Source organism: Frankia sp. CeRuru1, from assembly GCF_977966315.1.
This window is the reverse complement of sequence record NZ_CDWWEW010000008.1, coordinates 16,358-29,730: the sequence shown is the minus strand read 5'-3', so window position 1 is coordinate 29,730 and position 13,373 is coordinate 16,358. Positions and strand designations below refer to the sequence as shown.

Sequence of the window (13,373 nt, the reverse complement as noted above, 5' to 3'; positions counted from 1 at the left end):
CGGCCGCGCACGACCTCGCCGACCGGGTCCTCCAACGCCGCGACCTGACGCAGGCCGTCGGCCATGCCGGCGAGCCGGGCCGGGGTGAGGGTGAGCCGGTCGACCATCGCCCCGGCGGTGCCCGCCGCCCGCGCGGCAGCGACGTCCTCGGCGTTCGCGGCGAGAATCTCCGTGGAACGGGCGATCAACGCGTCGGCCATGGCGAGCAGCGCGCGGTCCTTCTCGGCGCGGCTACGCGGGGCCAGCAGGGCCGCCGCCGCCTTGGCACGGACGGCGCTGCCTCGGACATCCTCCGCAGAGGTGCTCATCTCGGGTCCTCCGTTAGGCGGGCGCCGCGGCGCTGCCCGCCGCTACGAGGCTACCGGTGGCACGGCGGTCGTGCCGTTCATCGCTCCTCACCCGCATCCGTCACCTACTCATCCCTGCATCCGTTAACTACTCATCTACTTATCCCGTTATCCAGGTCCGCGATCCGCCAGGTCCGCGACAGGCAGGGACGCGGAGGGTGATAACCGGAACAGCCAGAAAGGCGCGCAGTTCGGACCCCGTGACGATCATCTCGACGGGGTTGCCTACCGTGCTCGCATGCGTGCGCTGCACACGTCCGACTGGCATCTCGGGCGTGGCCTGTACGGTCACGACCTGATGCCGGCCCAGGCGGCCTTCGTCGATCATCTCGTCAACGTCGTCCGTTCCGAGGGCGTCGACGTCGTGCTCATCGCCGGCGACGTGCACGATCGGGCGATCCCGCCGGTGGGCGCGCTGGAGCTCTTCGACGAAGCGCTCTCCCGACTGCGCGGCGCCGGCGCCCGGGTCGTGGTGATCAGTGGCAACCACGACGCGGCCCGCCGGCTCGGCGACAAGGCCGGCCTGCTCGACCCCCGCGTCCGCATCCGGACGGATCCGGCCGCGGTCGGGGATCCGGTCGTCGTCGAGGATCCCGCCGGGGCGGTCCGGGTGTACGCGATCCCCTACCTGGAGCCGTCGGCGGCGAACTCCCAGCTTCCCGAACCGGCGCAGGCGCCATCCGGCTCGGGCGCCCCGGCCGCCGGGCTCCCCGCCGCGACGATGCACCGGGCGATGCACCGGGCCATGCACGCGGTGCGGGCCGACCTCGCACGGTATCCGGATGCCCGGTCCGTCGTGGTGGCGCACGCCTGGGTCACCGGCGGGGCGGCGAGCGAGAGCGAACGTGACATCAGCGTCGGCGGAGTGGGCAATGTGCCGGCCCAGTTGTTCGAGGGGATCACCTATACCGCACTCGGCCATCTGCACCGGCCACAGGCGATCGCCCCGTCCGTCCGCTACAGCGGATCGCCACTGGCCTATTCCTTCTCGGAGTCCGGCGACGCGAAGGCGTCGCTGCTCGTCGAGATCGGTCCGACCGGGCTGGGGAACGTGACCCGGATCGGCGTTCCCGCCCGGCGGCGGATGGCCCTGCTGCGCGGCAGTCTTGCCGACCTCCTCACCGACCCCGCCCATGCCCCGCACGAGGCCGACTTCGTCTCCGCCGTGCTGACCGACCCCATCCGCCCCATGGACGCCATGGCCCGGTTGCAGCGCCGGTTCCCCTTCGCCCTGCGGCTCGCGCATGAACCGGAGACGGAACCCGACGAGATGCTCAGTTTCGGCCGGCGGACCCGGGGACGCTCGGAGCTGGAGATCGCCGAGGCCTTCGTCGCCCATGTGCGCAGCGCTCCCTCGGCTCGGGAACGTGCTCTGCTCGCCGAAGCCCTCGGCGCTGCCCGCCGGGCCGAGGAGGAAGTCGCCTGATGCGTCCCCACCACCTGACCCTGGCGGCGTTCGGCGCCTTCCCCGGCACCGTCGAGATCGATTTCGACGTCCTCGGCAGCGGCGGCCTGCTCCTGCTCTGCGGGGAAACCGGGGGCGGCAAGACGACGCTGCTCGACGCGGTCGGGTTCGCGCTGTTCGGCCGGGTGCCGGGGATGCGTGGGGAGGTCTCCGGGCCGCCGGACCTGCGCTCGCACCACGCCGCGGCATCCCTGCGGCCGGAGGTGACGCTGGAGTTCACGGTGGCGGCGGGACGCTTCCGGATCACCCGCAGCCCCGCCTGGGACAAGCCGAAACGCGGCGGCGGGACGACCCGCGCCCATCCGACGGCGCGGCTGGAACGGTTTGACGGCGCCGGCGGCTGGGAGATGACCGCCACCCGCATGGAGGACGTCGGCCATGAGATCGATCTGCTCGTCGGCATGAGCGACAAGCAGTTCTTCCAGGTCATCCTGCTCCCGCAGGGACGCTTCGCTGACTTTCTCCAGGCCGACCACGGCGCGCGCGAGAAGCTCCTGAAGCGGCTGTTCCACGTCAACCGCTTCGAGCACGCCGAGCAGTGGCTGCTGGACCGGGCAAAGATCGCCGCCGAACGGCTGGCGCTGGCCCGCGCCGAGCTCGACCGGGTGACCGCCCGGGTCTCGCAGGTGGCGGCCGTCGACGAGCCGGAGGATCCGACGGCCGACGCCGGCTGGGCCGCGGACCTCGCCGGGACCGCCGCGGCGGCGGCCATCTCGGTCGACGAGGCGGCCGGCGCGGCGGCAGCGCGGCGCACCTCGGCCGAGGAGGCCCTGGACCAGGCACGCGACCTCGCCCGACGCGTCGAGCAGCGCCGGATACTGGCCGCCCGGCAGGAGGAGCTCGCGGCACAGGCACCCCGGATCGAGCTGCTCACCACCGGGCTGGACGCGGCCCGCCGGGCCGCTGTCGTCGCGCCCGCCCTGGACGAGGTCCGCCGCCGCACCGCGGCGGTCCACCGGGCCGAGGCCGACGAACGCGACGCCCGGGACCGGCTCGGACGCCATCCATCCGGGCTCCTCCCCGGGGGAGAACCCGCCCCCTCGGGACCGCTGCCCGAGGAGGCCACCAGGAGGCCTGCCGAGGCGCCTGCCGAGGAACTCGCCCGCCTGGCCCGCCTCGCCCACACCGAGACCGGGCGACTGGAAACGTTGACCGACACCCTCGCCGCCGCCGAGCGGGACGCCGAGGATGCCGCCGGTGCCGACCGGGACACGGCCGCCCATACCCGGTCCGCCGCCGAACTCGCCGAGGCGATCAGCGTCACGCTGCCCCGCGCCCGTGTCGAGGCCGAGGCCCGGGTGGAGGTCGCCCGGCGAGCCGGCGCCGCCCTGCCCGGCCTGGTCGAACGGGCCCGGTGGGCCAAGGAGCTGGCCTCCGCCGTCCGGGAGGGGCGGCAGGTGCGGACCGTGGCCGACGAGGCCGAACGAGACGCATCCGCGGCCCGGACCCACGCATCCGACCTCCGGCGGCAGCGATTCGACGCCATCACCGCCGAACTCGCCGCCGCGCTTGTCCATGACACGCCTTGTCCGGTCTGCGGGGCCCTGGAGCATCCCGACCCGGCCGAGACCCGGGCCGATCATGTGAGCAAGGACGCCGAGACCGCGGCCGGGCAGGAGGCGGACCGGCTCGCCGACGCCGCGACGAGGGCAGGCCGGGCGGTGGCCCACTGGGAGTCCCGGGTCCGGGCGCTGCACGCCGACCTGGTCGGCCCAACGGACGGGGACGACCGCGCGGACCCGAACGACCGGGCGGACCCGGACCACAGCGCGGACCCGGACGACCGCGTCGAGGCCGCCTTCACCGAGATCCGCGCGCTTCCGGTCGCGACGCTGCTGGGCGGCTCCGAGGCGCCGGTCGCGGATCGGCTCGATGAACTCGCCGCCGTGCTGACCCACGCGGTCCGCGCCCGGACCCGGGCGGCGAAGAAGCTCGCCGCGGCGGAGGCCGCGTTGCGCGAGGTCCACGAGAACGAGAAGGAGACCGCGGCCCGCCATTCCGCCGCACGGACCGCGGCGCAGGCAGCCCGGGAACGCGCGGCGGACGCCCGGGGCCGTGCCGCCCGGCGGCTCGCCGGCGTTCCGGCGGAGCTATGCGACCCCGAGGCACTGGCCGCGCGCCGCCGTGCCGTCACCGCCCTCGCCGCCGATCACGAGGCCGCGCAGGCCGCAGCCCTGGCAGCCGAGCAGGCCCGGGCCGAACACATCCGCGCCGGGACGGCCGCCCTCGACCAGGCGCGGCAGGCGGGGTTCTCCGACCTGGACGACGCCGCCGAGGCCGTGCGGGACTCCGACTGGATGCGCCGCGCCGCGGACGAGGTCCGGGCCCATCGGGACGAGCTCGTCGCCGTCGGGGCCAGGCTGGCGGGCGAGGATCTCGCCGTCGACCCGGACACCGAGGTCCCGCTGGCCGACCACGAGACGGCCGTGGCCGACGCCCGCGAGGTCCACGAGAGCGCGCTCGCCACGGCCGCACGCGCCCGGGAACGGGCCGAACGGCTGGCCGCGCTGGTCACGGAGTTCACCGAGAAGCTCACTACCCTGGATCCGCTGCGGGAGGCGGCGGACGAGCTGCGGGGACTTGCCGATCTGGCCGCCGGGCGGGGTGCCAACACCGAGCGCATGCCGCTGTCCAGCTTCGTGCTGGCGGCCCGGCTGGAAGAGGTGGCCGCTGCCGCCAGCCATCGGCTCGCGGCGATGAGCGGCGGCCGGTTCACTCTGGTGCACGACGCGGGGGAAAGCCGCGACAAGCGCCGGCGCGCCGGCCTCGGGCTGCTGGTCGACGACGCCTGGACCGGCCGGCGGCGCGACACCGCCACCCTGTCCGGCGGGGAGACCTTCCAGGCGGCGCTGTCACTGGCCCTCGGGCTCGCCGACGTCGTGACGGCCGAGGCGGGAGGCCGGCGGATGGACGCGCTGTTCATCGACGAGGGTTTCGGCACGCTCGACCCGGACAGCCTCGACGAGGTGATGACCGTCCTCGACGAGCTGCGTTCCGGCGGCCGGCTCGTCGGCGTCGTCAGCCATGTCACCGAGCTGCGCCAGCGCATCCCGAACCAGATCCGGGTCGTCAAAGGGGTCGGCGGCAGCCGGGTCGAGACCACGTCCTGACCCGGACGCACCACTGACCCGGACACACTGCTGGCCCTAACACACCGCTGGCCCGGATACACCACTACTCGGCCGGCCTAGCCGGGAAAACCGCATCCCAGGCCAGGACCCGGGATCGGGAAACGGCCACCACCGGATTCCGGTGGTGGCCGTTTCGGCATTGCCAGACGGACCAGGGATCGGATCATTTCATCGAGTCTTCAACGGAGATGTCCGGCTACGAGAACAGGTTTATGGTGACCGACTTTCCACTGAACGGTCTCTGGAGGGGGAAGGTACGGCTGTAGTTGTCCGAGTTGTCGGAACACTGGACGCTGAAGGTGACGCTTGTGCCGGCCACCGGAACCTGCTGGAGGCTCAGGCTGTAGAAGCCGCCGGCGCCGACGCCGGACGAGTCGAACTCGCCGGCCGTCGTGCGGACCGCCACGCCCACCGCGGCGCTGGCCGGGCACCTGGCGACGCCGCCGATCAAGACGTTCGAACTGTTCAGATCCGCGCTCGCGGGAAGGGCCGATGCCAGCGTCAGCGCGCCGGCGGCTCCGGCCGAGGCGAAGAGACCCACGGTCTTACGCATTCTCATGACGAAATAACCTCTCTCAACAGATGCGACCTCTTGCCCGCCGAGGGAAGGTTACCCGACTCCGGAAACGTTATTCGCCGCCGTCGCCATTTTTTGCGCCGAGGCCTTTTCAGTTTTATCGGCAACTTTCCGGGTAGCCGGGGCGGAATGCCGGGAGAGAGCTGTTGATGGGCTCTCTCGAATTCCGGGAAACGAGGCACGATAGTCGCCGGTTTCCACTGGAATATCGCCGTCCAAGCCATCCTCCCCAGCCGATATGTCTAATTATATGGATGGGGCTATCTGGACGGCCTTGTCCCGGCCGGGAAACGGCTCGTCCTGGGCCGGGAAACGGGCCGGCGCGCCTGGCTGGCACCTCAGCCCGGGCCGGGTGAGATAGCCGGCCGGGTCAGCGGGCCGGCAGCAGCAGCACGAGATCGTCGCGGTGGACGATCTCACGTTCGTACGACGGTCCGAGTTCCATGGCGAGGTCGGCCGTCGAACGCCCGAGCATCACGGGCAGCTCCGCCGCGTCGAAGGCGACGAGCCCCCGCGCCACGGACCGCCCGTCGGGGTCGACCAGGTCCACCGGGTCCCCGGCGGCGAAGTCCCCCTCCACGCCGGTTATCCCGGCGGGCAGCAACGACGCCCGCCGCCGTACCACCGCGGCCACCGCCCCGGAGTCCAAGTGCAGCCGGCCCTCGGGGGCGGTCGCGTGCGCCAGCCAGAGCAGGCGGGAGGCCCGACGCGGCCCGGTGGAGTGGAAGACGGTGCCGACCTCGTCCCCCCGCAGCACCGGTGCGGCGTTCGCGGCCGAAGTGATGATCGCCGTGACGCCGCCGGAGGCCGCCATCCGAGCTGCCTCGATCTTGGTGGCCATCCCGCCGACCCCGACACCGGCGGTGCCCGTGCCCCGGGCGGTCAGCCCGTCCAGGTCGGTGTCCGAACGCACCTCGCGCACCATGGTCGCCGGACCCAGCCGGGGGTTGGCGTCGTACAGGCCGTCCACGTCAGACAGGAGCACCAGCAGGTCCGCCGACACGAGATGGGCGACGATCGCGGCGAGCCGGTCGTTGTCGCCGACCCGGATCTCCTGGGTGGCCACCGCGTCGTTCTCGTTGATGATCGGGATGACGTCGAGCTCGAGCAGCCGGTCGAGCGCGGTCCGGGCGTTGCGGTAGTGGGTGCGGCGGATCACGTCGGTCGCCGTCAGCAGCACCTGGCCGACCTGGTGACCGGCCCGTCCGAACGCCGCCGCGTAACTGTGTACGAGCGAGCTCTGGCCGACGCTCGCCGCCGCCTGCTGGGTGGCGAGGTCACGCGGCCGCCGGGCCAGGCCGAGCGGGGCGAGACCCGCGGCGATGGCCCCGGAGGACACCAGCACCAGTTGTTGTCCGGCCCGGGGCAGCACCGCGGCCACCAGCGCCTCGAGCCGGTCGGCGTCCAGCCCGCCGACGGCCGTCGTCAGCGAGGACGAACCGACCTTGACGACGACCCGGCGCGCGTCGGTCACGAACGGACGCACGCCTTCATCCTTCTTCTTCTCCTCGTACCGCCGGTTCTCCTCGTACCGCCGGGTCGACGGCGACGGCGGCGCGGCGAGCCATCCGTTCGGCCCGGGTCAACCGCACCGAGGCCCGCAACCGGTCGTCGGTCCCGCGCGGCCCGAGGGACACTGGGGAACCCGTGTCCCCACCTCGGCCGGGTGACGGTGCCGCACCGGCGACCGCGGTGCCGGCCGGCCCGCGACCACCCAGACCGGTCTCGGCGAGCCCGTCGACACCCGGCTGATCATCGCCGCCCAGCCCGCCGTTACCCAGCCCGCCGCCGCTCAGCGTCGGCTCCCAGTCGAACGTGACCTCGCCGATGGTCACCTCCACTCCCGCGGTGGCGCCGAGGCGGGCGAGCTCCTTCTCCACGCCGAGGCGGGCGAGCCGGTCTGCGAGAAAGCCGATCGCCTCGTCGTTGGTGAAGTCGGTCTGCCGCACCCAGCGCTCGGGCTTCGACCCGGTGATCAGGAAACCGTCACCGAGGGGGCGCACCGTGAAGTCGGGCTCGTTCACCGCGCGGGGACGCAGCACGATGCGGGTCGCCGCCCGGGCCGGCGCGGCCGCCCGGTGCTGGGCGACGATGTCGGCCAGGGCCAGGGACAGCGCGTGCACGCCACGTCGGGTCGCGGTACTCACCGCGAAGACCGCGAGGTCACGGGCTCGCAGCTCGGGGGCGACGAGCTCCGCGAGCTCCGCGGCGTCCGGAATGTCGATCTTGTTGAGGACGACCAGCCGGGGACGGTCAGACAGATCGGCGGAGTAGGCGGCGAGCTCGGCCTCGATGACGTCGAGGTCGGTCATCGGATCACGGCCCGGTTCCAGGGTGGCGCAGTCCAGCACATGCACGATCACCGAGCAGCGTTCGATGTGCCGGAGGAACTCCAAGCCCAGCCCGCGTCCCTCGCTGGCGCCCGGTATCAGGCCGGGGACGTCCGCGACCGTGTAGGGCGGATGATCACCCGCCTGCGCCACACCGAGATTGGGCACCAGCGTGGTGAAGGGATAGTCGGCGATCTTCGGCTTGGCCGCGCTGAGCACCGACACCAGGGAGGACTTGCCGGAGCTGGGAAAACCGACGAGCGCGACGTCGGCCACGGTCTTGAGTTCCAGCACGGCGTCGAGCTGCTCGCCGGGCTCGCCGAGTTCGGCGAACCCGGGGGCCTTGCGGCGGGCCGACGCGAGCGCCGCGTTGCCCCGCCCCCCACGGCCGCCGCGGGCCAGTACGAACGCGCTGCCCGGTCCGACCAGGTCGATGATCTGCTCGCCGTCCTCCGTCAGCACGACGGTCCCGTCCGGCACCGGGAGGACGAGGTCCGCACCGTCCGCTCCGTGCCGGTTCGACCCCTGGCCGGGGCGTCCCCGGGAGGCGCGCTGATGCGGATGGAAGTGGAAGTCGAGCAGGGTGGTCACGCTCGGGTCCACCACGAGGCGGACGTCACCACCCCGGCCGCCGTCACCACCGTCCGGCCCGCCCAGCGGCTTGAACTTCTCCCGGTGGATGGAGGCACAACCATGACCGCCGTCCCCGGCCGCCGCGTGCAGCACCACCCGGTCGACGAACGTCGGCATCACCGCCTCCTCTCCACATCCCTCCCTGCGAGAGACGCACCAAAGCCGCGCAACCACGCTCGGAAGGGCGGTGGTACGCGCGGCTGCTGGCTCACCGGTGATCGCCGAGATCGCCACCTGACGGCGGCCCAGGCCACGCCGTCGAACCGACAGCGTGGCCTTGACAACCAGATCAGGCGGGTACCGCAGCCTCGGCCACCACATTCACGACCCGACGGCCCCGCCGGTGACCGAACTGCACGTGCCCGGGCGAGAGCGCGAACAGCGTGTCGTCCTTACCGCGCCCGACCAGCTCACCCGGGTGGAAATGGGTCCCGCGCTGACGAACGATGATCTCGCCGGCCTTCACGTACTGACCGCCGAAGCGCTTCACGCCCAGCCGCTGCGCGTTCGAATCCCGCCCGTTGCGCGAGGAACTCGCGCCCTTCTTGTGCGCCATCCCGCTCAGGCCTTCCCGGTCTCGATGCCGGTCACCTTGAGACGCGTCAGCTTCTGGCGGTGACCCTGGCGCTTGTGGTAGCCGGTCTTGTTCTTGAACTTGTGGATCCGGATCTTCGGACCCTTGACGACGCCGACGACCTCGGCGGTGACCGCGACGGACGCGAGAGCGTCAGCGTCGTGGGTGACCGACTCGCCATCGACGAGCAGGAGCGCCGGAAGGTTCACGGCCGCGCCCGGCTCTCCGGGAAGGAGCTCGACGTCGACGACATCGCCGACGGCGACCCTGTGCTGCTTGCCGCCGCTGGCAACGACCGCGTACACCAGATCTCCCTGCTGTTGTTATGCCGCTGTGACCGCACGGAACCCGGAACGGCGTTCCCCGCGGAGCTTTGGGTGCGCATGGGCCGCGATCGACCGGAACGCGGCCGATCGGCGGTCATCCAGCGAGCATTGCCCGATAGCGAGCATCACTCAGTCCGGATGAGCATGCGGACTCCACCTTACAGGTCATCGGGAGTGGGGCGGAGGACCGCCCGCCGCATACCGCCCATTCCGTCCCGCGCATCCCCCGCATGGCAGTCACGCATCCCGCACGCGACGGGGCCCCGCCGGGCGAATCTCATCGCGGGTCCTCGCCCCGCTCGTCCGGGTCATATCCAGGGATGACCCGGACGGGCCATGGTGTAGGCCGCCGAGGAGGGAGAAGCATGGAACGTCCACCTGGCGGAGTTCCACGATGGATCGTGAGGCTTCGACGCCGGGAATGAGATCGCGTCGGGGGTGACGAGGATGTACTGGCAGCTGGTGGTCTGGGCCGCAGGGGCCGGTACCGCCGTCGCTCTGGCCGTCGTCTGCCGCCCGGCGGCCACCGCCGCCCGTCGTTATGGCTCGGTTCCCGGCACGGTCCCCGCCGCGACGGGCGCGCTGACCGTGCTGGTCGTCGTCGGTCTCACCCTCACGGCCTTCGCCGGCCTACCGCCCTGGGCAGGCGCCTGTTGGACGCTGGGCACCGCGGCCGCGGCCGGATGGATCGCGCTGCGCCGACGGGGTCCATCCGCTTGGGGGTTGCCCGATTCCGGGACGGAAGGCCGGCCGCCCGGTGGTCTCGAGGCGGGAGACGCAGGAGACGCGGCCGACCCCGCCGATGCGGCCTACACGGCCGACGAGCCGGTCCTACGCGGTCGGATGAGCCCGAGCCTCGCCGATCAGGACGATCTGGTGCAGTCGCTGACCATCGCCTCCTATGCCCTGCAGATGGGCGATCCAGGACGGGCCCGTCAGGCAGTCGAGGTAGCCCTGTCCCGTTCCCGGACCACCCTCGATCTGCTGCTGCGGGAGAATGCCGGCCGCGGGCTCGTGCGCCCGGGCCCGGCCGCCGGTCCGAGTCGGGCCGGGCCGACCGCCGCCTGAACGGCCGGTCCGGCTCTCCGCCAGGCCTCGATCAGCTCGGGGGCTCCGCCGAGGGCACGGACTCCAGCGACTCGGCCGGCTTGGACACCGGCCGGGAGGCCCGCCGCCGTCGGCCCCGGGCCGGTTTGCCCGCAGTGGGCAAGGCGTTGTCCGCGGTCGCGAGGCTGTCGGGATCATCGGAGTTGGCGTACACCGGCGGCAGGGCATCCTCGAAGCCGCCCGCGCCGGAGCCACCGCCGACGGGCACATGCCCGTTCGACCCAGTTGGGGAGCCGGCTGCCACGAGTCCCGGGGCGGCGGCAGCCGCGGCCACGTCCGCCGGCCCTGCCGCGCTGTCGGCCGCATGCGCGGGCGCGGGCACCGTATCCGCGGCGGTGACGCCCTCGCCGGCCATCGCACCCTCGCCGGCCATCGCACCCTCGCCGGCCGCCACGGCGACGTTCTCCGCGGCGCCAGGCGTCGATGATGCGACGGATCCGCCGGGTTCGCTGGATCCACCAGGTTCGCCGGACCCGGCGGACGCCTCGGCTTCGGATACGGACGTGGGCCCGGCCGACGCGGCGGCGGCGATGATCGCGGGGCCATCGACGGCACGCGTGGACACGGCACGCGTGGACGAGGAGCGGGCCCGACGACCGGACCCGGGCCCCTCCGCCGGCGCGGGCGCGGGCACCGCCACCGGAGTCGGCTGACCGGCACCGGACACGATGGTCCCGCTCGGCACGCCGACTGCGGCGTGTGCACCGCTGCCGCCGTCGAGGTGGATGACCACCCCTCGGCCGTTGCAGTGCACGCACGGCTCGCTGTAAGCCTCCAGCAGGCCCTGCCCCACCCGCTTGCGGGTCATCTGGACCAGCCCGAGGCTGGTCACCTCGGCGACCTGGTGCCGGGTACGATCCCGGCCAAGGCACTCGGTGAGCCGGCGCAGGACCAGTTCCCGGTTACTCTCCAGAACCATGTCGATGAAGTCGATGACGATGATGCCACCGATATCCCGCAGCCGCAGCTGACGGACGATCTCCTCGGCGGCCTCCAGGTTGTTCTTGGTGACCGTCTCCTCGAGATTGCCGCCCTTGCCGGTGAACTTGCCCGTGTTGACGTCGATGACCGTCATCGCCTCAGTCCGGTCGATGACGAGCGATCCACCCGAGGGCAGCCAGACCTTGCGGTCGAGGGCCTTGGCGAGCTGCTCGTCTACCCGGTACTCGGCGAAAACGTCACCGGTTCCGGTGTAGCGGCGGATCCGCGGCCGCAGATCGGGAGCCACTGTGTCGATGTACTCCTCGATCGTGGTGGCCTCACCCGAGCCCTGGACGACCAGCTCGGTGAAGTCCTCGTTGAAGATGTCCCGGATCACCCGGACGACCAGGTCCGGCTCGCCGTAGAGCAGCGAGGGCGCCGACGCCTTCTTCGCCTTGCGCTCGATGTCCTCCCACTGGGCGGCGAGCCGCTCGATGTCGCGTTCCAGCTCGGCCTCGCTGGCACCCTCGGCGGCGGTGCGCACGATGACCCCGCCGTCCTCCGGCGTGATTTTCTTCAGGATGCTCTTGAGCCGGGCTCGTTCGGTGTCCGGCAACTTGCGGCTGATCCCGGCGTTCTGCCCGTCCGGGACGAACACCAGGTACCGCCCCGGCAGGCTGATCTGGCTGGTGAGCCGCGCGCCCTTGTGCCCGATCGGATCCTTGGACACCTGGACCAGGACCGACTGGCCGGACTTGAGCACCTGCTCGATCTTGCGGGGCCGACCGTCCAGCCCGGAGGCGTCGTAGTTGACCTCGCCGGCATAGAGGACGGCATTGCGTCCTTTGCCGATGTCGACGAAGGCCGCCTCCATGCTGGCCAGCACGTTCTGCACTCGGCCGAGGTAGATGTTGCCCGCGTAGGACGCCGAGCTCGCCCGGGTCACGAAGTGCTCGACGAGTACCCCGTCCTCCAGCACGGCGATCTGGGTGCGGTCCCCCGCGTGGCGGACGACCATCCGGCGTTCGACTGACTCCCGCCGGGCCAGGAACTCCGCCTCGGTGACGATCGGCGGCCGACGCCGACCGCTGTCGCGGCCCTCCCGGCGCCGCTGACGCTTGGCCTCCAGACGGGTGGACCCGCTCAGCCCCCGGACCAGGTCCTCGTCCTTGCGGGTCTCCCGGACGTGGACGACCGTGTTCGGCGGGTCGTCGGCGAGCGCCGGCTCGTCGCCGCCGGCGCGCCGCCGCCGCCGGCGGCGGCGGCGGGCCCCTCCCAGCCGGTCGTCCTCGTCCTCACCGTCACGCTCGGCGTTTTCCTCCGCCGCGCCGGGGGGCGTCTCGGCGCCCTCATCCGACGCGCCGGCCGGCACCGACCCGGTTCCCTGCCCGGCCGCGGACGAGCCGTCCGCACCGTCCGCGTCCTGCGCCACACCCTCGCGACCCGTGTCGTCCGCGGCCGCGACGCCGTCCTCCGGGCCGGACTCCACGCCGTCCTCGTCGCCCCGGGCCCGACCACGACCACGGCGACCACGGCGCCGACGGCGGGTGGAGGCCGAGCCGCCCCCGTCCGGGTCGTCGTCGAATTCGCTGTCCTCCTCGCCGCCCGCGAGGTCGCCCATCGTGTCAAGATCGGTCGTGTCAAGATCGGTCATGTCGGGATCGGTCATGTCGGGATCGGTGACCACGTCCGCCTCGTCCCGGGGATGAGCCGGTGCCTCGGCATGCTGCCGCTCGGCGGACGGGAACGCCGTGCCCGCCACGGAGTCCACCGCGGTGGCGGCGGATCCGAGTTCGGCGGCACGCCGCCAGCGAGCCTCCACGACCGCCGGTTCGGGAGCCTGGAAGGTCACCATGGCGACCGGTCGCCGGAGCACGGGACGGATCGCCGGCTCGACGACCGGCCCGTTATGGATCCCGGCCCAGGTCGGAGCGGTCGCCCGCCTGGCCTTTGTCACCGCGC

9 protein-coding genes and 1 pseudogene are annotated in these 13,373 nt (G+C 72.6%); 3 read left to right on the top strand and 7 right to left on the bottom strand.

The genetic code is table 11. The annotated features are described in order from the left end of the window. Positions 1 to 308: pseudogene (locus AC08OP_RS01455) on the bottom strand (glutamate-5-semialdehyde dehydrogenase); the annotation flags it as partial. Positions 309 to 585: 277 nt separating this feature from the next. Between AC08OP_RS01455 and AC08OP_RS01450 the strand changes: the two are divergent. Beyond that, on the top strand, positions 586 to 1,773 hold the full coding sequence (locus AC08OP_RS01450) for an exonuclease SbcCD subunit D (RefSeq protein ID WP_476612539.1): 1,188 nt from the start codon (positions 586 to 588) through the stop codon (positions 1,771 to 1,773). Further along, positions 1,773 to 4,922 carry an AAA family ATPase gene (locus tag AC08OP_RS01445; RefSeq protein WP_476612538.1) on the top strand — a complete coding sequence of 1,050 codons (3,150 nt, stop codon included), beginning with the start codon at positions 1,773 to 1,775 and terminating at the stop codon, positions 4,920 to 4,922. Before AC08OP_RS01450 ends, AC08OP_RS01445 begins: the two co-directional genes overlap by 1 nt. Before the next feature lie 217 nt (positions 4,923 to 5,139). Here the strand turns inward: AC08OP_RS01445 and AC08OP_RS01440 are convergent, their stop codons facing one another. The 5 genes from AC08OP_RS01440 to rplU all read right to left on the bottom strand — a co-directional run bounded on the left by AC08OP_RS01440 (position 5,140) and on the right by rplU (position 9,362). After that, a complete protein-coding gene (locus AC08OP_RS01440; protein WP_476612537.1) occupies positions 5,140 to 5,502 on the bottom strand; it encodes a hypothetical protein in 363 nt (120 codons plus the stop codon). Positions 5,503 to 5,890: 388 nt separating this feature from the next. Further along, entirely contained in the window at positions 5,891 to 7,006 is a 1,116-nt protein-coding gene (gene proB / locus AC08OP_RS01435; RefSeq protein WP_476592190.1) for a glutamate 5-kinase, read from the bottom strand. Between the two features lie 4 nt (positions 7,007 to 7,010). Beyond that, complete coding sequence (gene obgE, locus AC08OP_RS01430) at positions 7,011 to 8,600, bottom strand: GTPase ObgE (RefSeq protein WP_476612536.1); 1,590 nt, start codon at positions 8,598 to 8,600, stop codon at positions 7,011 to 7,013. Positions 8,601 to 8,772: 172 nt separating this feature from the next. After that, on the bottom strand, positions 8,773 to 9,039 hold the full coding sequence (gene rpmA, locus AC08OP_RS01425; protein ID WP_462186088.1) for a 50S ribosomal protein L27: 267 nt from the start codon (positions 9,037 to 9,039) through the stop codon (positions 8,773 to 8,775). Between the two features lie 5 nt (positions 9,040 to 9,044). Beyond that, positions 9,045 to 9,362 (bottom strand): 50S ribosomal protein L21, encoded by a 318-nt coding sequence (gene rplU, locus AC08OP_RS01420; RefSeq protein WP_462186089.1) that lies wholly within the window; start codon positions 9,360 to 9,362, stop codon positions 9,045 to 9,047. A gap of 468 nt (positions 9,363 to 9,830) precedes the next feature. On the opposite strand from rplU, the gene AC08OP_RS01415 reads away from it, so the two are divergent. Continuing rightward, positions 9,831 to 10,451, top strand: a complete 621-nt coding sequence (locus AC08OP_RS01415) for an MFS transporter (RefSeq protein WP_462202589.1) — start codon at positions 9,831 to 9,833, stop codon at positions 10,449 to 10,451. A 31-nt stretch (positions 10,452 to 10,482) separates the two neighbouring features. Here the strand turns inward: AC08OP_RS01415 and AC08OP_RS01410 are convergent. After that, positions 10,483 to 13,373: Rne/Rng family ribonuclease (locus tag AC08OP_RS01410; protein ID WP_476612535.1), on the bottom strand; the 2,891-nt coding region annotated here is incomplete at its 5' end.

Bases quoted from the DNA above. Each gene is read 5' to 3' on its own strand.
- AC08OP_RS01450 (WP_476612539.1), top strand. From the start codon at position 586: ATGCGTGCGCTGCACACGTCCGACTGGCATCTCGGGCGTGGCCTGTAC.
- AC08OP_RS01445 (WP_476612538.1), top strand. From the start codon at position 1,773: ATGCGTCCCCACCACCTGACCCTGGCGGCGTTCGGCGCCTTCCCCGGC.
- AC08OP_RS01440 (WP_476612537.1), bottom strand. From the start codon at position 5,502: ATGAGAATGCGTAAGACCGTGGGTCTCTTCGCCTCGGCCGGAGCCGCC.
- obgE (WP_476612536.1), bottom strand. From the start codon at position 8,600: ATGCCGACGTTCGTCGACCGGGTGGTGCTGCACGCGGCGGCCGGGGAC.
- rpmA (WP_462186088.1), bottom strand. From the start codon at position 9,039: ATGGCGCACAAGAAGGGCGCGAGTTCCTCGCGCAACGGGCGGGATTCG.
- AC08OP_RS01415 (WP_462202589.1), top strand. From the start codon at position 9,831: ATGTACTGGCAGCTGGTGGTCTGGGCCGCAGGGGCCGGTACCGCCGTC.